Source organism: Sorangium sp. So ce1153, assembly GCF_051521595.1.
In the GTDB taxonomy this organism is placed as follows: Bacteria; Myxococcota_A; Polyangia; order Polyangiales; family Polyangiaceae; genus Sorangium.
In genome coordinates, this window is the sequence record NZ_CP150361.1 from 1,086,608 (window position 1) to 1,113,095 (window position 26,488).

General features: G+C 73.5%; 14 protein-coding genes and 1 pseudogene. 9 read left to right on the top strand and 6 right to left on the bottom strand.

The genetic code is table 11. The features are described from left to right. Window positions 1–61 precede the first annotated feature (61 nt). A complete protein-coding gene (locus tag WME85_RS03740; protein WP_437835308.1) occupies window positions 62–298 on the top strand; it encodes an MbtH family protein in 237 nt (78 codons plus the stop codon). Between the two features lie 162 nt (window positions 299–460). Here the strand turns inward: WME85_RS03740 and WME85_RS03745 are convergent, their stop codons facing one another. The 6 genes from WME85_RS03745 to WME85_RS03770 all read right to left on the bottom strand — a co-directional run bounded on the left by WME85_RS03745 (window position 461) and on the right by WME85_RS03770 (window position 10,503). Further along, window positions 461–2,617 (bottom strand): alpha/beta hydrolase, encoded by a 2,157-nt coding sequence (locus WME85_RS03745; RefSeq protein ID WP_437835309.1) that lies wholly within the window; start codon window positions 2,615–2,617, stop codon window positions 461–463. A 38-nt stretch (window positions 2,618–2,655) separates the two neighbouring features. Further along, window positions 2,656–3,696, bottom strand: coding sequence for a hypothetical protein (locus WME85_RS03750; RefSeq protein WP_437835310.1), 1,041 nt, complete (start codon window positions 3,694–3,696; stop codon window positions 2,656–2,658). Next, window positions 3,689–4,918 carry a tyrosine--tRNA ligase gene (tyrS, locus tag WME85_RS03755; protein ID WP_437835311.1) on the bottom strand — a complete coding sequence of 410 codons (1,230 nt, stop codon included), beginning with the start codon at window positions 4,916–4,918 and terminating at the stop codon, window positions 3,689–3,691. The genes WME85_RS03750 and tyrS overlap by 8 nt, the downstream gene beginning before the upstream one ends. A gap of 79 nt (window positions 4,919–4,997) precedes the next feature. Further along, the gene (locus WME85_RS03760; RefSeq protein WP_437756720.1) at window positions 4,998–5,342 is read right to left on the bottom strand and encodes an HU family DNA-binding protein; all 345 of its coding nucleotides are present in this window, start codon (window positions 5,340–5,342) and stop codon (window positions 4,998–5,000) included. Window positions 5,343–5,480: 138 nt separating this feature from the next. Next, on the bottom strand, window positions 5,481–7,940 hold the full coding sequence (locus tag WME85_RS03765) for a hypothetical protein (protein ID WP_437835312.1): 2,460 nt from the start codon (window positions 7,938–7,940) through the stop codon (window positions 5,481–5,483). Between the two features lies 1 nt (window position 7,941). After that, a complete protein-coding gene (locus WME85_RS03770; RefSeq protein WP_437835313.1) occupies window positions 7,942–10,503 on the bottom strand; it encodes a hypothetical protein in 2,562 nt (853 codons plus the stop codon). A gap of 477 nt (window positions 10,504–10,980) precedes the next feature. Between WME85_RS03770 and WME85_RS03775 the strand changes: the two are divergent. From WME85_RS03775 to WME85_RS03810, 8 genes and pseudogenes are all read left to right on the top strand, one after another. After that, window positions 10,981–11,472 (top strand): annotated as a pseudogene (locus WME85_RS03775) (DsbA family protein); the annotation flags it as partial. 49 nt (window positions 11,473–11,521) lie between these two features. Beyond that, complete coding sequence (locus tag WME85_RS03780; protein WP_437835314.1) at window positions 11,522–13,114, top strand: thioredoxin domain-containing protein; 1,593 nt, start codon at window positions 11,522–11,524, stop codon at window positions 13,112–13,114. 410 nt (window positions 13,115–13,524) lie between these two features. Next, complete coding sequence (locus WME85_RS03785) at window positions 13,525–15,573, top strand: GAF domain-containing protein (RefSeq protein WP_437835315.1); 2,049 nt, start codon at window positions 13,525–13,527, stop codon at window positions 15,571–15,573. A gap of 12 nt (window positions 15,574–15,585) precedes the next feature. Continuing rightward, the gene (locus tag WME85_RS03790) at window positions 15,586–17,277 is read left to right on the top strand and encodes a sensor histidine kinase (protein ID WP_437835316.1); all 1,692 of its coding nucleotides are present in this window, start codon (window positions 15,586–15,588) and stop codon (window positions 17,275–17,277) included. Then, window positions 17,274–18,263, top strand: a complete 990-nt coding sequence (locus WME85_RS03795; protein WP_437835317.1) for a TIGR02757 family protein — start codon at window positions 17,274–17,276, stop codon at window positions 18,261–18,263. The genes WME85_RS03790 and WME85_RS03795 overlap by 4 nt, the downstream gene beginning before the upstream one ends. An 819-nt stretch (window positions 18,264–19,082) precedes the next feature. Further along, entirely contained in the window at window positions 19,083–20,282 is a 1,200-nt protein-coding gene (locus WME85_RS03800; RefSeq protein WP_437835318.1) for an alpha/beta fold hydrolase, read from the top strand. Window positions 20,283–20,541: 259 nt separating this feature from the next. After that, window positions 20,542–23,457, top strand: coding sequence for an MXAN_6577-like cysteine-rich protein (locus WME85_RS03805; RefSeq protein ID WP_437835319.1), 2,916 nt, complete (start codon window positions 20,542–20,544; stop codon window positions 23,455–23,457). 256 nt (window positions 23,458–23,713) lie between these two features. Further along, complete coding sequence (locus WME85_RS03810; protein ID WP_437835320.1) at window positions 23,714–26,251, top strand: MXAN_6577-like cysteine-rich protein; 2,538 nt, start codon at window positions 23,714–23,716, stop codon at window positions 26,249–26,251. Window positions 26,252–26,488: the final 237 nt, after the last annotated feature.

Here is a 26,488-nt window from a genome sequence, read left to right on the forward strand (position 1 = left end):
GCGCACGACCCCGGGGCTCCTCGAAGACATCTTTTGACCCGAAGAGAGAACAGGAGAAGCCATGCCGACCGACGAACAGGATAACCTCACCTATCGCGTGGTGGTGAATCACGAGGAGCAATACTCCATCTGGGCGGCCGACCGCGAGATCCCGCCCGGGTGGCGAGACGCCGGCAAGACCGGCACGAAGGACGAGTGTCTGGCGCACATCGAGCAGGCGTGGACCGACATGCGCCCGCTCAGCTTGCGCCGGCAGATGGAGCAGGCCGAGGGCAACGGCGCCTCGAAGGGCGGGTGACGGCCAGCGCGCCGCGAGCGCCGCTGCCTCTGGAGCGCCCGCGACGCGGGCGCGCGGGCGTCCGACGTTCCGATCCCCAGCCTTCCGGGATCAGCGCAGGGCTCGACCGGGGCGTTTTCGAGGTGGAGCGAGCGGGCCGGCGGCGCGTCGCGCGGCCGAGCCCTAGAGCTCGGTGCCGCTGCCAGGCATCTCCGCGCTCACCGCGATCTCCCTCGCTTCGAGCCCCTCGAGCGACTCCTTGCCGGAGAGCGCGCCGAGGCACCTGCGCGCGTCCCGCAGGTAGCCGTTGAAGAACGCGGCGAGGTAGCCCATCGCGATCGCCTGCTGCTCGCGCCGCGAGAGCTCGTCAGGGCCGTCGAGCGGCTCGGCGAGGCCGATCGACGTCGTGTAGCCGAAGTGGCTTGCGCCGGGCAGGGTCACGAGGTGCTTCGGCGCGCGCGCGCGGTGGTAGAGCGTCGCCGGGACGGAGGCGGCGATCGGGTCCGCGGTGCCGTGGACGAGGAGCACCGGGCGAGGCGCGAGCGCGTCGATGGGCGGGGCTCGCTCGGGCTCGCCCGCCGGCGCGAGGAGCGCGAGGGCGCGGATGTCAAACGGGCAAGCGGCGTCGAGCGCCAGCGCGAGGGCGGCCTGCGCGCCGAGCCCGTGGCCGAGGAGCCCCACCCGATCGAAGTCGGCCAGGAGCGGGCCCCGCGAGCCGGCCCGGAGGTGCGAGAGCGCGTCCCGGAGCACGGCGGCGCGGCGCTGGGGCGCGTCGTCCGGCGCGAGCCACGAGAGATCCGGCGCGATGACGACGAAGCCCCAGCGCGCGAGGTGCGCCATGACGCCGGCGAGCTGGCGATGATCCTGGCCGATGTCCGCGGGCGACCCGGGGGTGGCCGCGCTCGTGGCGAGGCGTCGCTCGTGGGCGATCGCGATGGCGGGGAACGGGCCTCCCGGCGAGAGCGGCGCCTCCTCGCCGTCCGCCGACGCCGGGTAATAGAGCAGCGCAGCGCCGCGCGCGGGGCAGCGGTAGACCGCGCCCTCGAACGACCAGACGTCCGGGTAGCCGGCGTCCGCCGACAGTGAGAGCTCGCCAATGCGCCGGAACCCCGCCCGGTGCGGCCCGGCGCGCAGCCGCGGCGCAGCGCTGGTGGGGAGCGGCGCCCGCGCGGAAGGCGCGGTCGCGGGCGGCGCCGCAGAAGGCGAGGGCGCGGCGGCGGCCGCGGGCGGCACCGCAGCAGGCGAGGGCGCGGCCGCGGCCGCGGGCGGCACCGCAGCAGGCGAGGGCGCGGCCGCGGGCGTGGCCGGCGCCGCAGCAGGCGAGGACTCGGTCGACGGCGCAGAAGACGGCGGCGGTGCTGTCGGAGACGGGGCGGCCGGCAGGGGAGGGGACCCGCTGGGGCGCACCGCGCGCCGCGACCAGAGCTCGCCGTCGCGCACGACATGGGCGACCTGCCCCGCTGCGCGCACGGCGAGCTCGAGCCGCCCGAGCGGCCGGCTCTCGATCGCGGATACGGCCTCGCACCGGCCCAGCTCGGTGGCGAACACCGTCGGCCCGCGGAAGCGCGCCCCGCGGGCGCCGTCGGCGCGGCACCACCGCGCGAGCCCCACGCCCGCGAGCGGCGAGAACAGCTCGACCGCGCCCTCGCCGCTGGACGCGCTCCGGAAGAGCGCCGGCGTCCCCCGGACCCCGGAGACCACCTCCTCGGGGCCCTGCCACGCCGCCCCGGATCCGGGAGAGCGCCAGAACATCAGCAGGCGATCGCCGGCGCGCGCGACGACCTCGAGGTCGCCCGGCGCGGCCGGCGCGCCCGGTGCGTGCGGTGCGTGGAGCACGCGCTGGACCATCGCGACCGCCTCGAAGTGCCCGAGGTCCGCGCCGAAGATCGCCGGGCCATGCCAGCCGAGCTCCGCGGTGTCATTGTCGCGGAAGTAGTGCGCGAGCCCGCCGCCCGCGTGCGGGACCACGAGCTCGAAGTTGCCCCTGCCCCCGAAGCCGCCCTGGATCAGCGCGGGGTCGCCGGCCGCGCCCTCCGCGAAGAAGCGCGGCTCGCTCCACGACGGCTCGCCCTCGGGCGCGCACCAGAAGGCCGCCAGCCGGTCTCCGGCGCGCGCGACCGCCTCGAGGTTGCCCGGATCGCCGAAGTTGCTCTGGATCAGCGATACGGCGCCGACCGGGCCGAGATCTCTGCCGAACGTCGCCGCGTGGCGCCACGGCCCGGCGGCCTCCTCGCGGCGGTGGTGCTCGACGCCGAACGGCGCGTCGACGGCGGGAACGACGAGCTCGAGCGCGCCGCGCGGCGCGCATTGCAGGAAGAAGCCGCTGATCGTGGTGGGCATGGGCTCTGATGAGGTTTACCGGCGCGGCGCCGCCGCGCCTACCGCAGCATCTCCTCGATCCGCTCGCCCGTCGCCGCCGCGAGCCCCCTGGCGAGCGCCTGCGGGTTCAGCTCGACGGCGACGGCCACCGCGTCCGGCGCGTGCGTGGCGAGCGGCGGCTCGACGGGCGCGTCGAGCCCGAGCAGGTGGCCGAACGAGCCTTGCGCGAGCTCGTTCCAGGCGAGGAGCAGCTCCTCCGAGGCGGCCTCTCCGCTCGTCGAGAAATCGCCCGACACCGCGATCGCGAGCGCGATCCCCTCGCGCGCGCTCGGCCTCGCCGCCGCGCCCACGGCCGTCGCCGCCGCGAGCAGCCCCCGCGCGCCGCGGGCGAGCTCCTCGTCGAACGGACCCGGCGCGAACGCGCGCACCGGCGCCGGGCCGAACCGGGCCGCGAGCGCGGCCAGCGGGCCGCCCGAGAGCGCCGTCGGCGCGCGCTTGAGGCGGCCGAGCGCGTACAGCGACGCGACGCGCGCCGGCCCGCGCAGCGGGCTGCCGCCCTCCTGCACGCCGACCACGTCCTGGCCGAGCAGCACCAGCGCGTGCGGCGCCCTGCCGATGTCGCCCGTCACGCGCACGACGTCCGGGCGATCGAGCGCGCGCCGCTCCTTGCCCGTGAGCCGCCGCCGGAAGAGCCGCTCGATCGCCCGCGGATCGCCGCTGTGGCGCGCCACGTAGAACCTGGCCTCGCCCGCCGCGCCCTCGTACGACGCGATCGCCGCCTCGCGCACCTGCCGCAGGTCGACGCCGGTCGCGCGCGCGTGCCGGGCCAGGTTCTCCTCGGGCGCCACGAGCCCGATCGAGGGGATGAGCCACGGCACCGCCGCGATCTCGCGGGGCCGGGCGAGGACCAGCCACCGCAGCCCGGCCTGCGGCAAGAGGCGCGTCAGATCCGCCGTGCCGAGCGGCGGCAGCGGCGGCGCCGAGCGGACGGGCGGCCGCGGCGCGCCGCCGCACGAGGGCAGCCCGAGGCCGAGGACGCAGCCCAGGACGCCGCCGAGCACGCTGCGCCGGCGCAGCCCCCGCCCGGGCGCGTCAGCCAACGACGAGGTAGGCGAAGCGGCGGTTCTTCGAGCCGACGCGGACCAGATATCGCTTCCCACGCTCGAGCTTGAGCTGCTCGTCCTTCACGACCTCGCCGTCGAGGTGCACCGCGCCGCCCTTCACGAGGCGCCGCGCCGCGGAGGTCGACTCGGCGAGCCCCGCCAGCGCGAGCGCGTTGCCGATCGGGAGGGTGTCGCGGTCGCTCGCCACCTGGATCTCCTCGATGTTCTCCGGCAGGCCGCCGGCCGCGACGCTCCGGCGCCGCTCGAGGGCCGCGCGCGCGTCCTCGGCCGAGTGGAAGCGGGTGACGATCTCCTGCGCGAAGAGCTCCTTCACCTCGATGACGCTCTGCTCGCCGCGGACCACCGCCTCCCGCAGCCGAGCGACCTTGTCGGGCGAGCGCGATGAGAGGAGCTCCATGTACCGCCAGATGACGCCGTCATCGACGAGCATCAGCTTCTGCAGCATGTCGAACGGCGGCTCGGTGATGCCGACGTAGTTGTCCGCGCTCTTCGACATCTTGGCGCCGACGATCTTGCCGTCCTCGACGCGCGCGTTCGTGCCCTCGAGGAGCGGCATCGTCAGGACCATCTGGGCGCGCTTGCCGTAGCGGGGCATCAGGTCGCGCGCCACGAGCAGGTTGAAGAGCTGGTCGGTGCCGCCGAGCTCGATGTCGGCCTCGAGCTCGACCGAGTCGTAGGCCTGGAGGAGCGGGTACATGAACTCGTGCACGTAGATCGGCCGCGCCTCCTCGTAGCGCTTCTTGAAGTCGTCGCGCTCGAGCATGCGGGCGACCGTGTACTTCGCGCAGAGCTCGATCATCTGCGCCGGGTCGAGCCGGTTCAGCCACTCGGAGTTGTAACGGACCTCCGTCCTGTCCCGGTCGAGGACCTTGAACGCCTGCGCCTGGTACGTCTCGGCCGCGGCGACGACCTCCTCGCGCGAGAGCCGCGGGCGCAGCTCGTTCTTGCCGGTCGGGTCGCCGACCATGGCCGTGAAATCGCCGACCACGAAGATGACCTTGTGCCCGAAGTCCTGGAACTCCCGCATCTTCTGCATCACGACCGTGTGGCCGAGGTGGAGGTCGGGGCGGGTCGGGTCGAAGCCGGCCTTCACGCGCAGCGGCTTGCCCTCGCGCAGCCGCTCCTCGAGCTCGGCGCGGACGTGGAGGTCGACGGCACCCTTGCAGAGAATCTCGAGCTGACGTTCGGCGGGGACCATGGGGGCCCGCTTCTACCGCGCTGCGCAACCGCCCGCCAGAGGGGCGAGGGCCCCGCGGACGGGCGGGCGGCGCGTCACCTCATTCGTCGTCCGTCTCCTCGTCGTCGTCATCCTCGTCGTCGTCGTCGCCCGAGATGGCGTAGGCGCGGCTGGCGTTGACGAGCTCCTTGAGCTCCTTGCCGACCTTGAAGAACGGGAGCCGCTTGGCTGGTACAGGCACCGGCTGGCCGGTGCGCGGGTTCCTGCCGCTGTAGGGCTTGTACGGCCTGACCGTGAAGCTGCCGAACCCGCGGATCTCGATGCCCTCGTTGCGCTGGAGCGCCTGCGTCATCGCGTCGAAGACGCAGTTCACCACGAGCTCCGCCCGAGCTTTGGTGAGCTCCCCCCGTCCCGCGATCGCGTCGATGAGCTCGCTTTTCGTCATGGTCCACCTCCCCCACCCGAGCGGACCGCCGCCGGCGCTCGACTTACCGCCTTCCACCCACCGCTGGGCTCCGGAGGATGCGCCGGTCCAGGAGCCGCATGACAACAGATTCCTATGAAAAGCTCGCATGTTACGGGACTAGCGGTCAACCGAATTCCCGCCCGAGACCCGGATCGCGTCGAGCGCAAAAATGCCTTCGGCGCCGTCGATTTTGTCGATTTTGGCGCGGCCGGGGCCTTCCGGAGCGCTCGCCGCGGCGCCGGCGGCGGCCGCGAGGGGCCTCCTGCGCTCGAGGGAAAGCTCGATTTCGACGGCGCGCTCGGGGAGCTGGTGGGCCGGGAGCTCGGCGCAGGTGAGCGGCGCGGCGGAGGGGGATGGCGGGGTGGTGGAAGAGGACGGCGCGGTGGGCTCGACCTGCCAGACGTGGAGCAGGGCGCCGTCGACGAGGAGGCGCACCTCGCCCCCGCCGTCGCCCGCGATCGCCACGCGCGGGCTGATCCCGGCGCCTCGGAGCCACGGGGCGGGCAGGCTGACGCGCACGACGGCGTCGCCGCTCGCCGCCGCGTGCACGGCCAGGAGGCGCCCCCCTGACGCGCACGTGCCGCCGGCGTGCTCGGGCAGCGCCCAGGCGTTGGTCTGAGCGCGCGGCGGCCACAGCGACTCGCCCTCGATCACGGCGTCGGGGGGCGCGGCAGCGCCGAAGGCGAGCGGCGCGAGCGAGACGGAGGCGAGGCCGCCGCCGTCCGGGATCGCGAAGCCGTAGCGGTAGGCGGGCGGGCGGCCGCGGGCCTCCCACGCCATGCGGTCGAGCGCGTCGCCGCGGTAGCGCCGGACCGCGACGTCGCCCGGGGCGGGGTCGAAGCCGAGGTTGAAGCCGTGGTCCGTGTCGACGAACACGAGGCCGCGCGCGACGCCCGCGCGCGCGACGGCGGCCGGGTCGAACATGGGCAGGCCGCCCTCGCGATCGCGGAGCGCGGCGTGGTCGAAGCCCGCGCGGAAGGCGAAGCCCGCGAGCGGGAGCGCCGCCGCGACGAGCGCCGCCGCGAGGGGCGCGAAAGGACGGCGCGCGAGGCGCGAGAGGCGCGAGAGGCGCGAGAGGCCACCGCCCGCGCCGCCGGCCGCGCCATAGGACCGGGCGCGCTCCGCGATCGCGACGGCGGCCATGGCGGCGAGGGCGTGCTCGATCGGCAGCACGTCGGCGAAGAAGCGCGCGCCGCCGCCGGGGTAGTTGCCGTCGAAGTAGAAGGGGGCGTAGGCGGCGATCTGGAAGAGCGGGGCGACCGCGAGCGCGCGCGAGCGCGGCCTCCGGAGCGCGATCGCGGCGCCGGCGACCACGAGCAGCGCGAGCGGCTCGGCGTTGAGCGCGTCGACGAGGTGGAGCTTCAGGCGGCGCAGCGTCGTGCCGGCGGCGGCCAGAAACCCGTATCCTTCCGAGAGGTTGTGCCGGACGAAGTCGCCGTGCTCGCCGAGGCAGCCGACGCCGGCGCCGAAGCCGTAGCGGAAGCAGCCGGGCGGGCCGTCGGCGACGGCGTAGTAGGCGGCCTGCGACGAGGCGAAGGCGCCCGTCGCGGCGCGCTGGTGCGCCGCGAGCAGGGCGAGGCCGGGGAGCGCGCCGATCGCCAGGGCCACGGCGAGCCGCCCGAGCCGGGGCGCGGGGTCGCCCTCGCGAGGGCCGGCCGCGGCGCCCGCCGGCGCGCTCCCCGGCAGCAGCACGAGCAGCAGCGCCGCGGCGAGGGCGAGCGCGCTGGGCGGGCGCGTCGCCGCGAGCCAGCCGGCCGCGAGCCCGGCGAGGGCGGCGGCGCGGACGGCGGGATCGAACGGACCCCTCGGCGCGCTCGCCGCGGCGGCGCGGGCCTCGTCGAGCGCGCGCCGCGCCGACGCGAGCGCGACGGTGAAGCAGAGGGCTGCGAGCCCGTGCGACATCGTGTCGGCCGTGTGGTAGCGGAGCGCGGCGCAGAGCGCGGAGAACAGCGCGGCGAGGACCGGCGCGGCGCGCAGCCGCGCGGCGCCCTTCGCGGCGTCCGGGTCCTCCGGCGCGAACCGCGCGGCGAGGTCGTAGGTCGCGAGCGCGAGCGCGGCGGCGAGCAGGGGGCCGACCGCGAGCGGCGCTCCCGCGAGGAAGCCCAGCGAGAGGAGCGCGGGGTAGCCCGGGGGGAAGATGACCGCGACTTGGTCCGCGCCGCCCAGGGCCGCGCCGCCCAGGGCCGCGCCGCCCGGGGCCGCGCCGCCGGCCGACGCGCCGCTGCGGACGAGGAAGCGGCCGAGCACGGAGGCCGCGGGCTCGTCGAGCGGCCACGCGAGGTACCCCGCCGCCATCGCGCGCGCCTCGAGCCAGTAGCTCGTCGCGTCGATGATGCGGGGGCCGCCCCGGAGGTACACCGCGACGTACGCGGCCGAGATCAGCGCCGCGACGATCGCGAGGGCCGCGGCGATCGCGAGGCCCGGGGCCGCGCCGGACACGAGGCGGGGCGCCGGGTCGGCGCGCGCGAGCGCGGGCGAGCGGCCGCGGCGGAGGAGCCAGGCGCCGGCGAGCAGCGCGGCCACGGAGAGCGCGAGCGCGATCCATTGCGCCGGGTCGCGGGGCAGGCCGGCGCGCACGTCACGGCCCGGCGAGCGGGCGCGCCTCGGGGCGCGCGGCGCGCTCGAGGACCCAGACGTGGTGATCGACCCACTCCCCTTCGATGGGCGTGAGCGTGAGCGTGAACGTCTCGGGCAGGCCCTCGGGTAGCGCGACCGAGGCCTCGGTCCAGCCGCCGCTCCCGCGGAGCGTGAGCTGGCCGAGCTCCCGGCCGTCCGCCGTCGCGCGGACCACGGCGGGGCGGGGCGAGGCGGTGCGGACCACGAGCCTGCCCGGGCCGTTGCGCGGCGCGCGCAGGCGGGCGGTCTCGCTCCTGCCGCCCGGGATGACGCGGCCGGCGTCGAACCGATCGTGCCCGGATCCGCGCGGGTCGGGGAGGACGCTGAAGCTGACGAAGCCGGCCTGAGGCCTCGGGAACGCGTAGCCGTGCTCCCGCTCGCTCACGAGGTCGGCGACGTCGAGCTCGTCGAGGACCTGCTCGTCCGCGCGCAGCGAGGCGGGCGGCTCGCCGTGCGCGAGCGGGCTCCAGTCGGCCCGGTAGATGACCTTCTCGGCGCCGCCGCAGATCACGTTCCCGACGACGGGGACCCCGAGGAGCCGCTTGCCGAAGATGGCCGGGAGCTCGCCCCACCAGCCCGGGTAGATGGCCAGGGCGTCGGGGCGGTCCTCCGGGGGGATGCGCTCGATGAGCTCCAGCGAGGCGCCGAGGCCGTGGACGCCCGCGCGCGCGAACGGGAGGTCGTGGTAGCCGCCGAGCCCGATGAGATCGAGCCCGGGCCGGTCCGACGCGTAGAGGAGCGCGCCCGCGTCGCCGACGAGGACGCGGCGCACGTCGAGCTGGGCGAGCACCTTGCCGGCGACGAGGTGCTGGTCGCGGATGTTGCGGCTGGCGCGGCCGAAGAACCAGATCTGGTCGCGCATCCTGGGCAGCTGGTGGACCCAGAAGAGCGCGGCGAGGGCGAGCGCGACAGCGACGCGCGCGACCCAGAGGCCGGTGGCGGCGCGGTCGCGGCTGGCGGCGCGGTCGCGGCTGGCAGCGCGGTAGCCGCGGTCCGGCGCCGTCCAGGCGGCCCGCGCGACGAGCAGGGCGAGCCCCATCGCCGCGAGCACCAGCAGCCAGGCGACCGCGGGCATCGTGTAGCGCTCGTTCTGCCAGCGCACCTGGCCGTTCATCGCGACGAGCGCGAGCCAGCCGACGACCTGGATCCAGAGCATCGCCGCGATGCCGCGGGTCCTGCGGGAGGCGAGGGGGACGAGCGCGAGGGCGGGGACGAGCCAGCCCCAGGGGAGGGCGTCCGAGAAGTGGTGGTTGGTGTTGCGGGCGACGACGTACGTCGCGAGGAACTCGTAGGTGTTCCACTTCTCCTCGGACGTCATGTACGGGTTGTTGAGCGCCAGCTTGGCGATCGCGCCGCTCGCCGCCCACTCGCCGGTGAGCACGCGGTTGGCGACCGCCTGGGTGACGCACGCCACGGCGCCGGGCACCGACGTCCGGAGCAGGGTCGCGATCGCGGCGCGCGCGCCGTGAGCCCGTCCCACGGCGATGGCCGCGTACACGCTCAGCACCGCGACGCAGACGACCGACTCCGGCCGGGTGACGTAGAGAAGCGCGCCGGCGAGGCCGGCGACCCAGCCCAGGCGGGCGATGCGCCCCGGCGGCGCCGCGGCGCGCTCCCGTGCGCCGCCCGGCTCGAGCGGCTCGAGCGGCGCGCGCGGGACGTGCGGAACGTGCGGAACGTCGACCACGCGGACGACCGCGAGCGCGGCGAGGGTGGCGAGCGCCCAGACGCCGAGGTGGAACGCGTTCTCCATCCCGCTGAACAGCGACCAGTCGAGCGCGCCGATCGAGAGCGCCACGGGCGGCAGCAGGTACTTGGCCCAGCGCCCGATCGGGTCGAGGAGCCGCGCGCCGACGAACAGGAAGCCGAGCGTCGAGGCGCACGCGACGATCGCCGCCCACTGCATCAGCAGCAGGCCGCGGAAGCCGATGAGGTAGCCGAGCGCGAGGACGAACGGGTAGCTCAGGCTGGTGTTCCCGCTCGAGAAGCCGTTGCCCTCGGACCACTCGAACGGGTACCCGCGCGCCGTGGCGCGGGCGTAGTCGAAGTGGATGAACACGTCGTCCAGCGGCGCTGACCACATGCCGCCCGTCTGCTGGTGCATCGCGCCGTAGAACGCGACGGCGGCGTAGAGCACGCAGGCGCCCGCGTAGGCGGCGAACAGGACCGGATCGACCCGCGGCCAGGCGGCGACGAGGCGATCGAGCCAGCCGCCGGGCGCTCTCGGGCTCGCACCCCCGGCGGTCGCGGTCTCCGGCGCGCCTGGGGGGGCGCTCCCGACGGCCGCGGGCTCCGCGGCAGGGAAGGCGCTCCTGGCGGCGGCGGCCTCCGCGGCAGGGAAGGCGCTCCTGGAGGCGGCCTCCGCGGCAGGGAAGGCGCTCCTGGAGGCGGCCTCCGCGCCAGAGAAGGCGCTCCTGGCGGCGGCGGTCTCCGGCGCGCCAGGGGAGGAGCTGCTCGGCCGGGACGGAGGCGCCGCTCCTCCAGGCGGCGTGGAGGACTCAGGGTCGGCGCTGGACGGTGACACGCGGCTCTTTTACACGACTTTCACGCGACCCGAGCCCGCGGAGCCGCATCCCAGGGGGAGGCCGGCGCCGAGCGCCAGCCGTCCACCGACCGCGACGATGAGCACGGTGGGGCGGGCTGACGCAGAAGCCGTCGGCACGGGTCGCCTCGCAGGCAATGACAGGCGCGTCCCTGCCGCGTCCGTCCAGCGGCTTTGCAAGGCCCCGTTTCAGGACTGAACTGTGTCGGGTTCTCTCCCGGGGAGATCTCCGCGAAATCAGGAAAAATGGGTTGTGGCCCGGGTCCTGCTAACTGTTCACGGCAGAGCGCCCGTGACGGTTCCCCCCCCACCGTCGAATGGGCGCTCTGTTTTTTTGTGCTGTGCAGCCAGCATGGCGCGGCGCGATGTGTCCGCCGTTGGGTGAGGCGCCAGTCAGCGGCCTGAGCAATCCCCGTCCGTGTAGGATCCGCCGCTGGATCACGACACACGAGGGGGGCCATGCCTGCGCGAGCGCCGCTTTTCCGGCCATTTCCGCTGCTGTTGCTCTGGATCCTGCTGGCCGCCTGCGCGCCGGGCGCGGCGACGGCGCCGGCGGCTGTCGAGCGCCCGAGGACGGTGGAGATCACGGCTCAGGCCGCCGTCCCGGCCGACGTCGTGGCGGCCGAGCCAGAGCCGGAGCCCGGTACGGCCGTGCCCGTCACCCGCGCGGATCCCTGGTGGGGTGAGCCGCTCGCGCCGGTGACCGTGGTGGTGTGGGGCGACTTCGAGTGTCCTTTCACGTCCAGGCACATGGCGACGCTGGAGCAGCTGAAGCAGGCCTACGGGCCCGATCGGCTGCGCGTCGTCTGGAAGCACTTCCCGCTGTCCTTCCACAAGAACGCGCGCCCGGCGCACCTCGCCGCCGAGACGGTGTTCCGGCTCGGCGGGGCCGAGGCGTTCTGGAGGTTTCATCAGCTCGCCTTCGCCAACCAGCGCTCGCTCGCACCGGAGTCGTTCGAGGCGTGGGCCGCCGAGGCGGGCGTCGATCAGGCGGCGTTCCGTGCGGCCGCGCGCACCGGCCCTGCCGGCCCTCGAGGACACGACCGTGTGGAAGGTGCCAGTCGACGGGTCGCCGACCCGGGGCAACCCGAGCGCTCCGGTCACGCTGGTGATGTTCGTCGACCTGGAGTGTCGGTTCTGCCGCAGGGCCGCCTCGGTCGTGGACGGGCTCGCGAAGAAATACGGCGAGCAGCTGCGCGTCGTCTTCAAGCACAACCCGCTCGCGTTCCACCTGCGCGCCGAGCCCGCCGCGGAACTCGCGCTCGAGGCCAGGGCGCAGAAGGGCGACGCGGCGTTCTGGAGCGCGTACGAGCTCTTGCGGGCGGGGAGCCTGGAGGACGCGGACCTCGCGGCGCACGCGAAGGCGCTGGGCCTCGACGTGGCGCGCGCGCAGAAGGCGATCGCCGCCCGGCGCCACGCGGCGCGCATCGCGCGCGATCAGCGCCTCGCCGAGGAGATCGGGGCGAGCGGCACGCCCCACTTCTTCATCAACGGCAGGCGGCTCGTCGGCGACCAGCCGGCGGAGGTGTTCGAGTCCCTCATCGACGAGCAGCTCGCGCGCGCCGCGAAGCTCGTCGCCGCGGGCACGCCGCCCGCGAAGGTCTACGACGCGCTGCAGAAGGACGCGAAGGCCGCCGTGCCGCTCGAGCGGATCCTCGCCCCGGCGCCGACCAGGGACAGCCCGGGCAAGGGGGCGAAGGCCGGCGCGAAGGTGACGATCCAGATGTTCGCCGACTTCCAGTGCCCGTTCTGCAAGCGCGTCCAGCCGACGCTCGACGAGATCATCGCCGCCTATCCGGGCAAGGTCCGCGTGGTCTTCCGGCACATGCCGCTCCCCTTCCACAAGCTGGCGCCCCTCGCCGCCGAGGCGTCCGTCGAGGCGTTCCGGCAGAAGGGCGACGCTGGCTTCTGGGCGATGGCGCAGCGGCTGTGGGAGGACCAGTCCGAGGCTGGGCTCAGCCGTGAGGCGCCCGAGCGCCACGCGGCCGCGATCGGCCTCGACGTGGCGAAGCTCGTCGCCGCGCTCGACTCGCGCGCGCACCGCGCGGCGGTCGAGGCGGACCAGAAGCTCGCCGCGAGCCTCCACATCAACGGCACGCCGTCGTTCGCGATCAACGACTACTTCGTCGATGGCGAGCAGCCGGCCGCGCGCTTCAAGCGGATCGTGGAAAGGGCGCTCGGCCCGCACGAGCCCCCCACGATGGAGTCGCTGCACGGCGCGCAGAAGCCCGCAGCCCAGCCGTCCGCAGCCCAGCCGCCCGTGATGCCCGGGTTCCTGGGGGCCAAGCACCTGCTTGTCATGTATGCCGGCTCACGCCGCGCCCCGCCGCATGTCACGCGCACCCGGGATGAGGCACGCGCGCTCACCGAGCAGGCGCTCCGGGAAGCGCAGCAGGGGGCGAGATTCGAGGACCTCGTGGCCCGGTACAGCGACGAGCCCGGTGCCGGGACGCGCGGCGGCGATCTCGGCAAATTCCCGAAAGGAGCGATGGTGTCCGAGTTCGAGCAGGCGCTGGAGAAGGTCGCTGTCGGCGCCCTGAGCGGGGTCGTGGAGACGCCGTTCGGCTTCCACGTCATCCTGCGGACACAGTAGGGATCACGAGCGGATCTCATCAGGGTGGATCAGCGCGCGCGTGGAGATGCAGAGTCGAGCATCCCAGATCGTCTCCTGAGCCCGGATCGCCGCCGACCTCGCGAACGGGCTGTCCCGCGCGCAGCGGCCTGCTCGTGTGGCCGTGGGCGGTCGGGAGCACCCGGCGGCCGTTCAGTGAACGAGCGGGTCGCCTGCGGCATGTCGCCGCGCGGGCGGTGCGATCTCGGGGCAGACCCGGTACTCCTCGCCGTCCCCGGGGCTGAGAATATTTCAGGCATTCCTCCAAGGGCGTCCGCGCGCTGCCTCTGTGCTGCCTGCGCGTTGACCCCTCTCGTACGCGTCGAGTAGAAAGATCGTCGCGCCCGAGCGCGCGACCCGGTCAGCGCCAGCGCGGATGGGAACCGCAAACGATGCGTTGGTTCGTCGAGATCTCGTCGTTAGGCCAGAACGCACCGCCGACCAGGAAGGTGTGCGTCGAGGCCGCGCAGTGGCAGCCCGCGCTGCAGAAGGCCCGGGCGTTCCGCGGAGATCACGGGCCGCTCAACAATTTCTCCGTGGATCTCCTGGAGAGCGGCTACCGGGCGATCGACCCGGCGACGCGCGTGAGGTACGTCGTGCAGCGCGCGCCGGACGACGAGGCGCTCACGGACGAGCCCGGGGCTCCGGCGGGCGCGGGGGCGTCCTCCAGGGCCGCAGAGCCCGCGGCGCGCCTGCCGGGGAAGCGCCCGGCGGCGCCGACGGTCCCGTTCATCTCGATGGGGGCTGCGCTTGTCGTGACGGAGCCGGCGGGCGTCGTGGCGCAGCCGGCGAGCGCCGCCGCGCAGCCGTCTGGCGCCGCGCAGCCGGCGGGCGCCGTGGCGCGGCCGGAGAAGTCGGCTGGTGCCGTGGCGCAGCCGGCTGGTGACGCGCAGCCGGCTGGTGACGCGCAGCCGGCTGGTGACGCGCAGCCGGAGCGTGCCGCGCAGCCGGATGGCGCCGCGCAGCCGGAGCGTGCCGCGCAGCCGGATGGCGCCGCGCAGCCGGAGCGTGCCGCGCAGCCGGATGGCGCCGCGCAGCCGGATGGCGCCGCGCAGCCGGCGGGCGCCGCGGTGCAGCTGGCTGGCGCCGTCGCGGAGCAGCCAGCGCCCAGCGTGCTCCCTCCGTTCGAGCTCGTGTCGCAGCGCGGGGAGGACCCTTCCGAGCGCTCGCCGCTCACCTACCGGGAGCTCGTCTATGCGGTCCCCACGGGCACCCCGCGCGAGCTCGTCAACGCGCTGCTGCTCGAACGGCTCGAGGCGGCCCGGGCGCTCATCGACGACGCACGCCCGGGCAAGTTCATCCACATCGCCGTGTTCGACCACGTCTTCAACGGCCGGCCTCAGCGCGGTCCGCTCGCGACCCTCGCATGGAAGGACTGGCGCTCGGACGTGCCCGAGATCCAGTTCCGCCCGCGCGCCGGCGCCACCACGCCGCCGCCTGCCCCCATGCCGGCTGCTGTCGCGCCGCTGGCTGCAACCGCGCCTGCTGCTGCCGAGCCGCCGGCCGTCGCGCTTGCTGAAGCCGCGCCTGCTGTCGCCGAGCCGGCCGTCACGCCTGCTGCTGCCGAGCCGCCGGCCGTCACGCCGGCTGAAGCCGCGCCTGCTGCCGTCGAGCCGGCCGTCACGCCGGCTGCTGCCGTCGAGCCGGCCGTCACGCCTGCTGCCGCCGCCGAGCCGCCCGCCGCCGCCGTCGAAACGCCAGCCGTCGCGCCGCCTTCCGCCGAGCCGCCTGCCGCGTCCCCTCCTGCCGCCGAGCCGCCTGCTGCCGTGTCGCCAGCCGCCTCGCCGCCCGAAGAGCCGGCTCGCGCCGAGGCCGCGCCGCAGTCGGCCGAGATCCCTCCGCCCGCGCCGAGCCAGCCGGTGCGGCGGCGCTCGTCCTTCCCTCCCAGGAACGGGCGCCTCTCCGGCGACGACCTCATCGCCGAGCTGTTCGAGGCGTGCAGCGACCTGCACTTCCTCCAGGACACGCTCGCGGGCGCGGACTTCATCCTCGCGCTCACGCTCGACAAGATCCCGTGCGCCCTCGGGTTCGTGTCGCTGTTCGACATCAACCGGGGCGAGTTCGTCGTCGTCCGGCAGCGCGGCGGCAAGAGCGCGCTCCTCGCCAGGCTGTCCGAGCGGGCGCCGCTCCCGCTGGCCGCGATGCGGTCGCGGCGCGCCGTCGTGGTGCCCGACGTGTCCACGGACGAGCGCGCCCTGGACGACCGGTGGAAGGCGACCGGCGTCGAGCTCCGGAGCGTCGTCTGCGCGCCGGTGGAGCTCGCGGGCCGCTACCTCGGCCTCCTCGAGATCGGGAACCCGCTCGACGGCAAGCCCTTCTCCGAGAGCGACGGCAACGCGCTCACCTACATCGGCCAGCAGTTCGCGGAGTTCGTCGGGGCCCGCGGCGTGGTCATCGAACCGAGCCTCGTGACCGCGGGGACGAAGAGGGCCGCCCGCTAGCGGAGCTCAGCGATGGACCTCCTCCCCTCGGTCGGGAAGCGCCATCGCGTCCCGTACTTCGCCCTCGTGCCGGCCATCGTCGTCGCCGTGCTCGTGCTCGGCGGCATCGCCCTGCGCACGACGCTGCAGATCGAGAAGGCCCGCCAGCAGACCGTCTTCGACGCGACGCTCACCCTCGCCAACGAGCGCGTCGACCGGCTCGACAAGCTGATCATCGCGCAGGACAACGTCGTCGCCGCGCACGTCGACGTGGCGAACCTCTCGGTCATCGCGCGGCGGTGGCTCCCCACCGCGGCCCGCGAGACGCCGACCGTGCGCGCCATCCTGGTCCTCGACATGGACCACGAGGCCCACGACGTGCTCGCGTTCGCCTCGCGCGGCGCGTCCGGCCGGGAGGACGACGCGTTCCGCAAGCTCCTGCTCGCGCGCCTGCTCCCGCAGATGAACTTCTCGGGCGACGCGACCGAGCTGCGTCACCTCCACCACGTCATCGATCAGCAGAGCCTGCTCGTGAGCTACTGGGAGCGCGAGCACCTCGGCCGCCGGTTCCTGGTGGTCGCGTGGCACGAGGTCCCCCGCCTGGTCCACGAGGTGATGCCCCGGCTCTTCCGCGACCTCGACCGAGAGAAGAGCCGGATGAACGTCATCGACGAGGAGGGCCGCATCGTGTACGGCCCGCCCATCATCGGCGGCGAGTTCACCGTCGGGCGCCCTTTCCCGACCACCCTCTACAACTGGCGCCTCCAGATGGCGCTCACCACGGCCGAGGAGCTCGGGGAAAAGGTGGAGCGGCAGCGCCTGATCGAGATCCTGATGGTCGGCTTCTCCGCCCTCGTCGCCCTGGCAGGGCTGGCGATCGTGGTGCTCGCCTCCGTGAACGAGCGGCGGCTCGCGGCGCTGAAGAGCGACTTCGTCGCGAACGTGTCCCACGAGCTCAAGACGCCGCTGTCGCTGGTCCGCATGTTCGGCGAGCTCCTCCTCGGCGACCGCGTCCCCAACGACGCGAAGCGCCGCCAGTACCTGCAGATCATCGTGAGCGAGAGCGAGCGGCTGACCGCGCTCATCGAGAACGTCCTCGACTTCGCCCGGGTCGAGCGGGGCAAGGCCGCCTACGAGTTCGCGCGCGGGAGCGTCGCCGAGGTGGCGACGCACGCGGTCGACATGTACCGCTACCGCGCCGAGCGCGAGGAGATGACCGTCGAGCTGACGATCGCCGAGGGGCTGCCGGAGGCGCTCATCGACGCGCGCGCGCTCGAGCTCGCGATCGTGAACCTGCTCGACAACGCGCTCAAGTACGCGAAGGACGGCGGGCGCGTCGAGGTCGCGGTCGAGGCCGAGGGCGGCGGTGGCGGTCGCTTCTCCGAGCTGGCGCGCCCGGCGAGGCGCGTCGCCATCCGGGTGAGCGACCGGGGGCCGGGCATCGATCCGGACGAGCAGAAGCACATCTTCGAGCGCTTCGCGCGCGGGCGGCGGGCGAGCGAGCGCCAGGTGCGCGGCAGCGGGATCGGGCTCGCGCTGGTGAAGCACATCGCCGAGAGCCACGGGGGCTCCGTGCGGGTCGAGAGCCCGCTCACCGAAGACGGGCGAGGCAGCGCCTTCGTCGTGTCGCTCCCCGCGCTGGAGCCCGACCGGGAGGCGCCGGAGCGGGCGGCGCGGCCCACGCCGAGCACGGCCGACGCGGCGTCGGGCGCGGGGGTCCCGTGAGGGCGCCCCGGCGCGGTGCCGGCGAGTCGGCGCCCGGGCGCGGTGCCGGCGAGGCGGCGCCCCGGCGCGGCGGCGCGAAGGGTGAGGCGGGCGCGGCGGCGCCCCGGCGCGGTGCCGGCGAGGCGGTTCCCCGGCGCGGCGCGAGGAGCGCCGCCCTGCAAGCGGCGCTCGACGAGGTGCGCGCGCGGTGCGCCGTCGCGGAGCGGCGCGCGCAGGACCCTGTCGATTTCGTCCATCTCTACACGAACCCGGCCGACCAGGAGCTCGTGGCGCTCATCGCCGCGTCGCTCGCCTTCGGCAACGTGAAGGCGCTGCGCGCGAAGATCGCCGAGGCGCTCGACCGGCTCGGGCCGGAGATCGCCCTCACCGCGGACGATCCCCGGGCCGTCTCGGCGCGGCTGCGCGGCTTCCGGCACCGGGTCTACCGCGACCGCGACCTCGCGGCGCTCCTCGTCGGCGCGCGGCGCGTGCAGCGCGCCTCCGGCTCGCTCGGTGCCGCCTTCGCGGCCGAGCTCTCGCAGGGCCGCGACCTGCGCCAGGCCCTGGGCGCATGGGTGCGGGCGATCCGGCGCGCGGGCGGCCTCGACCGGCGCCCCGGCGACCGAGGGGCCGCGCACATCCTCCCGGACCCCGAGAAGGGCAGCGCGACCAAGCGGCTCATGCTCCTGCTGCGCTGGATGATCCGCCCCGCCGACGGCGTGGATCTCGGCCTGTGGCCGGTAGCCCCCTCCGCCCTGCTGATCCCGGTCGACGTCCACATCCAGAAGCTCGGCTACAACATCGGCCTCACCGATCGCAGGGGAGCCACATGGAAGACGGCAGAGGAGATCACCGCCGCCCTCCGCGGCTTCGATCCGGTCGACCCGGTCAAGTACGACTTCGCCCTCTGCCACCTCGGCATGCTCCAGCAGTGCCCGTCGCGTCGCGATCCGGTGCGCTGCGAGGGCTGCGGCGTGAAGGCAGTCTGCCGGCACTGGGAGCCGTGAGCACTCCGTGCACGGTCATTTCGACCAGGACAAGCACCCCCTCTGTCCGTCTGAGGCCGTTCGGGGCGTAAAGGCCTTCGAATTTGCATCCGATTTCAATTTTGATTTGCAAGGGTGCAAGGATGAAGGGGGCTATCGATGGTAACTGCTTGAAACTTCATCTCAAGCAGCTCGGCACAGAGCCTGCTCTAATGAATCGCGAGCGCCGTCGCGGAGACCTTCCCCCCCCAGGTCCGCGAGGCGCTTTTTTCATTTTGTTTCCGATGGACCGCTCGTGAGCGTCCGTCCGGTACCGCAAATGAGCGCCGCAGCGGAGCCCCCCCGAGCTCCGCTGCGGCGCTTTCACGTGCGTACCCTCTTGGCGGGGCGCTTACGGGATCCTCACCGCTTCTCTCGTCCCGGCCTGATGCGATCCGCATGCCATGGCGCGGGGGGGCGCGTGTGGAACCTTTGTGCACGCCCCTGCTGAAGGTCTCCGCCGCCGCACCGCCGTGGGCATGGCCACAACGGCCGTGCCGCCGCCGGACGCGACGCGGGTGAAAAGGAGGCCGTCAGCATGCGTATCTGCCAAGGGCAGTCCGCGAGGCCAGCAGTCCGATTCATGAGGACGGAGTGACTTCCTGAGCTCAGTGTGTCTTTCTCGCGCGCAGGGAGAAATGATCTCGAAACATCCAGTTCGCGTCGCCGGCATCCGCGGATGATCCCCGGGGCGAGCGGGCCACAGCGGTCTCAACAACCCGCTGGCCCGCGCTCCGTCCAGACGCCAAGCTGTCGAGGCTGCTCGCATGCGGAAGCGGCGCCAGCGAGTAGATTGGGCGTATGGTCTGGACATTCGGGGCTTACCTCCTGGTCGCGCTGGCGCTCGCGGTGCTGGTGGCGGTCGGGCTGTGGGCGCACCTCTATTACTGGGTCAAACGGCTGACCCTCCCGCTGGACTACAGCGTGGAAGAGGTGCTGCGGACCGAGGACGGCGCCCCGATCGAGATCCGCCGCGTCCCGTGCCCGCCCGGAGCGGCTGCGCAGCCGGATCTCCCGCCCATCGTGCTGGTGCACGGGATCGCCGCGAACCACAGGAACCAGGACATCCACCCCGATTACTCGCTGGCCCGCCACCTCGCCGCGCTCGGACGCGACGTGTGGCTGCTCACCTTGCGGAGCGGCCGCCTCCTCACCCGCCTCGAGCGTCGCAGCGTCCGCTTCTCGGCCATGGTCCGGTACGATCTCCCCTGCGCCTTCGACGCGATCCTGAAGCGCACCGGCGCCCGGTCGCTCGATTATGTCGGGTTCTCGATGGGCGGCATGCTCCTCTATGCCGCGCTGGGACGGAGCGTGCCGGAAGATCGGGTCCGCCGCGTCGTCATCGTCGGCTCTCCAGGCCGCGTCTCCGGCCCGGCGCGCCTCATGCGCTTCCTGCCGGGCCGGCTGCTCCCGGGCGTGCCGCTGCGCCTCATGGCACGCAGCGTCGCGTTTGCCTCGGAGTGGCTACCGACGCCGATTCACCGCGCCGTGGCCAATCCGCGCAACGTGCCTCCCGGCGTCACCCGGCTCGCGCTGGTCAACTGCATCGAGGACATTCCCGCTGCGCTGAACGCAGACTTCGCCGCGTGGATGACGAGCGACGGAGAGATCCGCGTGGACGGGGAGAGAGTCCTGGACGGCCTCGCGTCCGTCGCGGCGCCGGCCCTCTTCATCGCCGGAAGCGCGGACAGGATAGCGCCGGTCTCCTCGGTGCGCGCGGCGTTCGACGCGTGGGGACGCGATCACCCCGGGACCCCGAAGCGCTTTCTCGTGCTCGGGCGCGACTTCGGCGCGCGGGAGGATTACGGCCACGGAGACCTGGCGGTCGGCGCCTATACGGGCGCCGAGCTCTTCGAGCCGATCGCGCGCTTCCTCGGCCCGGAGGAGCAGCCCGAAGACGCGCCCGGGCCCGAGGCGGGCGCCCCGGCGCTGGAGGCGATCAAGGCGCGCCAGCCGACGTCCGAGGAGGCCGATCCGCTGCCGGATCTCCCGGCCGCATGAGCCGCCGCGCGCGGTCGCCTCAGCGATCTTCCGGCGAGACCGTCCCGGCAGCGACGCGCCGCGCGCGCGGCTCCCGCGCGTTCCATCTCATCCAGTCTCGTCGCGTTCATGGAGCTGGAGCTGGATGAACGGATGAAATCGAACGATCCCGCGGCGTCGCGCGCCGATCCGTGATTGCAGAGCGAAAGCGAAGAGGCGTATTCTCGTGGACGGGTCTCTCGCGCCACAAGGCGGCCGGCGTGTCCGCCAAAGGATGTTCATGAGTCAACCCGGATTGCGCTCCAGATTCGAGCTGTCGCCCACAGCGCTCTGGCTGACGGCAGCGGCCCTCCTGGTCTCCCTTGTGTCCTGCGCGCAGGGAGAGGTGTCGAGCCCGTCGTGCGATGAGGGCCAGCTGCTGTGCGCGAGCGCCTGCGTCGACGCGCAGGCCGACCCCGACAACTGCGGCGACTGCGACGTCGTCTGCGCGAGCGGGCAGCGGTGCGAGGCGGGCGAGTGCGTCGGCGGCGGCGAGGGCGGCGCCGGGGGCGCGCAGGGCGGCGCGGACGACGCCACGAGCGGGACCGGCGCCGAGCTGTGCGCCCCCGGCCTCAAGGAGTGCGACGGCGACTGCGTCGACCTCGACATCGACGCGCGCCATTGCGGGAGCTGCGGGAACGAATGTCCGGAAGAGCAGCTGTGCGAGGACGGCGAGTGCGCCTGCGCCCCCGGCCTCGCGGCCTGCGGCGGCGCCTGCGTGGACCTGGCGAGCGATCCGCTGCACTGCGGGGGCTGCGAGGCCCGGTGCGGCGACAACCAGACGTGCACGGACGGGGCGTGCCTCTGCAACGAGGGGCTCACGGACTGCGGCGGCAGGTGCGTCGACCTGACGAGAAGCCCGGCGCACTGCGGCGCGTGCGACGCCGCGTGCGGCCCGGGGCTCGTCTGCCAGGAGGGCGCGTGCCTCTGCGTCGTCGGCGACTACGAGGACATCGGCGCGACGGCGCCGCAGGTCGTGACGGGCACCACGCTCGGCGCCGACACCTATTTCGGGCTCGCCTGCGTGGCCGCCGGCTCGACCGAGATGGTCTACCGGTTCACGGCGGAGAAGGCCGGCGGGTACAGGTTCGACACCGCAGGATCGAGCTACGACACGGCCATCGGCCTCCTGACCACCGACATCTGCGATGAGCTCGCGTGCAACGACGATCGCGGGGGGCCCGAGGCGAGCGCCGCGCTGCGCCTCGACGAGGGACAGGCGGTGTTCGTCGTCGTGTCGGGCTACAACGGCGCGCAAGGCGACTTCGTTTTGAGCATCGACCCGCTCGCCCCGCCGGAGTGCCCGTCGGGCACCATCGAGCCGGCCCTCCCCCAGACGATCACCGGCGACACGCACCTGCGCAGCGACTCCGTCGCGCCGAGCTGCGGCTCGATCGACACCCCCGACTCGAGCTACGCGTTCACCGCGCCGCGCGCGGGCAGGTACATCTTCGATACGTACGGCTCCTCGTTCGACACCATCCTCGAGCTGCGCAGCGGGACCTGCTCGGGCTCGGTGATCACCTGCAGCGACGACGACATGACGGGCGATCAGTCGCGCGCCATCGCGAACCTCACCGCGGGCCAGACGGTGGTCGCGATCGTCGACGGCGTCGACGGCGCCGCCGGGCCGTTCACGCTGAACGTCACCGAGTACGTGCCGCCGCCGTGCCCGGAGTTCACGCTCGGCTCGACCTTCCCGCAGACGGCGACGGGCAACACCGCCGTCATGGATCGCGTGAGCGCGATATCGGCGCCCTGCGCGGGCGGCAGCGGCCCCGAGGCCACCTATGCGTTCACCGCGCCAGCGTACGCGCTTTACACCTTCGACTCCTTCGGCACCTCCTTCGACACGGTGCTGCATGTGCACGACGGCACGTGCAGCGGGTCGAGCCTGGGGTGCAACGACGACACGTCTGGCCTGCAATCGCAGGTGAAGCTGCTGCTCGACGAGGGACAGACCGTCGTCGTCGTCCTCGACGGCTACAGCTCATCGGCCTCCGGCGCCTACACGCTCAACGTGCGCCAGACCTTCGTCCCCCCGTGCCCCGCCATCGACCTCGGGTCGACGGTGCCTCAGACGGTCACCGGGACGACCGAGGGCGCGGTCGACCTCATGACGCCCTCCTGCGGCAGCGCCGGCGGCGCCGAGGCGACATACAGCTTCACCGCGCCCGTCGCCGGCACGTACATCTTCGATACGTTCGGATCGAGCTTCAACACGACCCTCTTCGCGCGCGACGGCCAGTGCGCCGGAGAGACGCTCGGGTGCAACACCGACGCGGGTGGAACCACGCAGTCGCGGCTGACGCTGGAGCTCGCCGAGGGCCAGACGATCATCCTGATCGTGGACGGCAGCTCCGCGAGCGCGTCGGGCGAGTTCACGCTCACCGCCCAGCGGTTCAACGGCGGCGGGACCTGCTCGACGCCGATCGATCTCGGCTCCGCAGTCCCGCAGGTCGTCACCGGGTCCACCGCGGAGCAGCCCGAGGCGGTCACCCCGACCTGCGGCTCGTCCAACGCGCCGGAGATGCTCTACAGCTTCACCGCGGCGGAGGACGGGACCTACATCTTCAACACGTTCGGGTCGAGCTTCGACACGGTCCTCCAGGTCTTCGACGGGAGCTGCTCGACGCCGCTCCGGTGCAACGATGACGCGGGCGGGGGACGGCAGTCGCGTCTCACCGTCGACATGGTCGCCGGGCAGACAGCGCTCATCGCCGTCGACGGCCGCGGCACGAGCTCCGGCGAGTACGTGCTCCAGGTGGACCGGTTCGCCGGCGTGGGGACCTGCTCGACGGCGATCGATCTCGGCTCGGAGCTGCCGCTCACCAGGACCGGCAGCACCGCGGGCCAGCCCAACTCGGTGACGCCGAACTGCACCTCGGGGTCGACCGCTCCGGAGATGGTGTTCACGTACACCGCTCCGGCCGACGACTCGTATGTCATCGACACGATCGGCTCGACGTTCGATACCGTCGTTCACGTTCACACGGGCGGCTGCGGCGGCGCCACGCTCTCGTGCAACGACGATGGGGGCGGCTCCGGGCCATCGCGGCTCACGGTTGCGCTCACCGCCGGTCAGGTCATCACCATCGTCGTCGATGGTTATGGCGGGGCATCGGGCAACTTCACGCTGAACATCGCCGCTCCTTGAGCCCACGCCGCGTGTTCCCCGAAGCCCGGTTGGCGATGCTGCCACGTGATCTACCGAGGTCGCCGCGGCGCCTTCGAGGCGCCGCGAGCGCCCGCGAGGCCGCCGCGCGACCGAGGCTCCGCCCGCGCGCCGCCAGGGCGAACCTGGCACACATCCAGCGCCCCGCCGGTTGCGGAGCCCTCGGACGTGGGCGTATCCTGGCGCGCGACTCGTTATCCGCCCCGCCTCAAACGGCCAGATACCCCCAAGGATGGCTATGAACAATTCCGGATTGCGCCTCAGACCCACCCTCTCGTCCGCCGCGCTGCTCCTCGTCGCGGGCGTCGTCGTCGCGGCTTCCTGCGCCGAGGGCGACGACGAGCCGAGCGCGTGCGCGGACGGACAGTCGCAGTGCGACGGAGAGTGCGTCGACACCCAGGCGAACGCCGAGCATTGCGGCGCGTGCGACAACGCCTGCGCGGAGGGGCAGCGCTGCGAGGCTGGCCTCTGCGGCGGCGGGGGCGGCGGCGGCGGCGGCGGGGGCGAGGGCGGCCGCGGGGGCGACGGCGGCGGCGGCGACATGGGGGGCGTCGAGGAGTGCGGCGAGGGCGAGACCGCCTGCGGCACGAGCTGCGTGGACCTCGAGACCAACCCGCGCCACTGCGGCAAATGCGACGACCCGTGCGCGGAGGGGCAGGTCTGCACGGACGGCGCCTGCGGCTGCGCCGACGGCCTCACGGACTGCGACGGCGCCTGCGTGGACGTGCAGAGCGACAGGACGCACTGCGGCAGCTGCGAGGCGAGCTGCTCGCCCACCCAGCTGTGCGCCGAGGGCGCCTGCACTTGCTCCGCCGAGCTCACGGACTGCGGCGGCTCGTGCGCCAACCTGCAGACGAGCGAGCTGCACTGCGGCAGCTGCGAGACAGCGTGCGAGCGAGGCGCCTTCTGCCAGGCAGGCGCGTGCACCTGCGTCATCGGCACCCACGAGGAGCTGAGCGACACGTTCCCGCAGACGGTGACGGGGACCACCGTCGGAGGCGAGACGAACTACGGGCTGGCGTGCGTGGCCGCCGGCTCGTCGGAGCGGGTGTATCTGTTCACGCCTTCCGAGGCGGGGACGTATACGATGGATACGGTCGGGTCCGCCTTCGACACGGCCATTGGCGTCGTGAGCGCGACCAACTGCGCTCAGCTCGGCTGCAACGATGACAACGACGGCGCTCAATCGAAGGTCCGCGCGGTCATCGAGGCGGGCCAGTCGGTCCTCATCGTGGTGACCGGCTTCGACGGCGCGGAGGGCGATTTCGCGCTCAACCTGGCGAAGGCCGGGCCGCCCATCTGCCCTTCGGGGGAGGTCAGCGAGGCGCTCCCGCAGACCTTCACCGGCAATACCGAGCTGCTCGGCGACGCGATCACGCCGAGCTGCGGCCACGCGGGCGGCCCCGACGTGAGCTATACGTTCACGGCCCCGGCGGACGGGAAGTACGTCTTCGATACGTTCGGCTCCGAGTACAACACCGTCCTGGAGCTGCAAGACGGCGGGTGCAACGGCGATGTGATCGAGTGCAACAACGACTCGCGAGGCGGAATGCAGTCGCGCATCACGGCGGAGCTCAGCGCCGGTCAGACGGTCGTTGTCGTGGTCGACGGCTTCGAGGGCGCGAGCGGGGCCTACACGCTGAACATCTCCGAGTGGGAGCCGCCCCCGTGCCCGATGATCGATCTCGGCTCGACCTACCCGCAGACGGTCATGGGCAACACGTCGGGCCTCGACAACTACCTCCAGGCGTCCTGCGCGTCGGGCGAGTCCCCCGAGGTCAGCTACAGCTTCACGGCGCCGGCTGACGGCAGGTACACGTTCAACACGACCGGCTCGACGTTCGACACCGTGCTCCACGTCCACGACGGCAGCTGCACGGGGACCTCGCTGGGCTGCAACGACGGGTCCGGGTCCGCGTCGCAGGTCGTCACGCCGCTCGTGGCGGGGCAGACGGCGTACGTGGTGGTGGACGGCGCGTACGGGGCCGCCGGCGCCTACACGCTCAACGTCACCGGCATCCCCGCGCCCCCGTGCCCGGCGATCCCCCTCGAGCCCGTCGTCCCGCAGACGGTGACGGGCACGACCGCGGGGCTCGGCGACTTCGTGAGCGCGCCGTGCGGCGTGGCCGGCGGCGCCGAGGCGACCTACAGCTTCACGGCGCCTTCCGACGGCGTGTACATCTTCGACACGTTCGGCTCCGCCTTCGACACGGTCGTTCACGTGCACGACGCCACGTGCGGCGGCACGTCGCTCGGCTGCAACGACAACACGACCGGCGTCCAGTCGCGGGTCGCGGTGCCGCTCGTCGCGGGGCAGGTGGCCGTCGTCGTGGTGGATGGCTCCGGGGCCGCGGCCTCGGGCGCGTTCAACCTCAACATCAGCCTGTTCGAGGGCAACGCCACCTGCGTGAGCCCGGTCGACCTCGGCTCGACGGTCCCGCAGACGGTGACGGGCTCGACCTTGCTCCAGCCGAACTCGGGGACGCCGAGCTGCACGACCTCGGGCGCGAGCGGCAACGACAGGGTCTACCGCTTCACCGCGCCGGCGGACGGGACCTACGTCATCGACACGGTGTCCTCGACCTTCGACACGGTCCTCCACGTGCACGAAGGCGACAGCTGCTCCGGCGCCGAGCTCGCGTGCAACGACAACGCGGTCGGGGTCGCCTCGCGGGTGAACGTGCCCCTCACCGCGGGGCAGGTGATCACGATCGTCGCCGACAGCCGCCCCTCCTCCTCCGGCAACCTCACGCTGCACATCACCGCCGCTCCGTAGAGCGCGGCGGCTCCGCTGCGCGTGGAGAGGGGGCGCTCCGCTGCGCGTGGAGAAGTGCCGCTCTGCTGCGCGGTAGCGGAGAACCGTGGTGCAGGGCCCGAGGCATCCCCTCGAATTCTTCGGAAAAATTCACAGGGAGGCGGGGAGACGGGGAGGGAAAACTTCAAAATACTCCCTGTCTCCCCTCCTCCCTGTTCAATTTCTCCGCTGAAAATGGCTGCAAAATGAGGGAGTTCC

Bases quoted from the DNA above. Each gene is read 5' to 3' on its own strand.
- WME85_RS03805 (WP_437835319.1), top strand. From the start codon at position 20,542: ATGAGTCAACCCGGATTGCGCTCCAGATTCGAGCTGTCGCCCACAGCG.
- WME85_RS03760 (WP_437756720.1), bottom strand. From the start codon at position 5,342: ATGACGAAAAGCGAGCTCATCGACGCGATCGCGGGACGGGGGGAGCTC.
- WME85_RS03745 (WP_437835309.1), bottom strand. From the start codon at position 2,617: ATGCCCACCACGATCAGCGGCTTCTTCCTGCAATGCGCGCCGCGCGGC.
- WME85_RS03790 (WP_437835316.1), top strand. From the start codon at position 15,586: ATGGACCTCCTCCCCTCGGTCGGGAAGCGCCATCGCGTCCCGTACTTC.
- WME85_RS03740 (WP_437835308.1), top strand. From the start codon at position 62: ATGCCGACCGACGAACAGGATAACCTCACCTATCGCGTGGTGGTGAAT.
- WME85_RS03800 (WP_437835318.1), top strand. From the start codon at position 19,083: ATGGTCTGGACATTCGGGGCTTACCTCCTGGTCGCGCTGGCGCTCGCG.
- WME85_RS03810 (WP_437835320.1), top strand. From the start codon at position 23,714: ATGAACAATTCCGGATTGCGCCTCAGACCCACCCTCTCGTCCGCCGCG.
- WME85_RS03785 (WP_437835315.1), top strand. From the start codon at position 13,525: ATGCGTTGGTTCGTCGAGATCTCGTCGTTAGGCCAGAACGCACCGCCG.
- tyrS (WP_437835311.1), bottom strand. From the start codon at position 4,918: ATGGTCCCCGCCGAACGTCAGCTCGAGATTCTCTGCAAGGGTGCCGTC.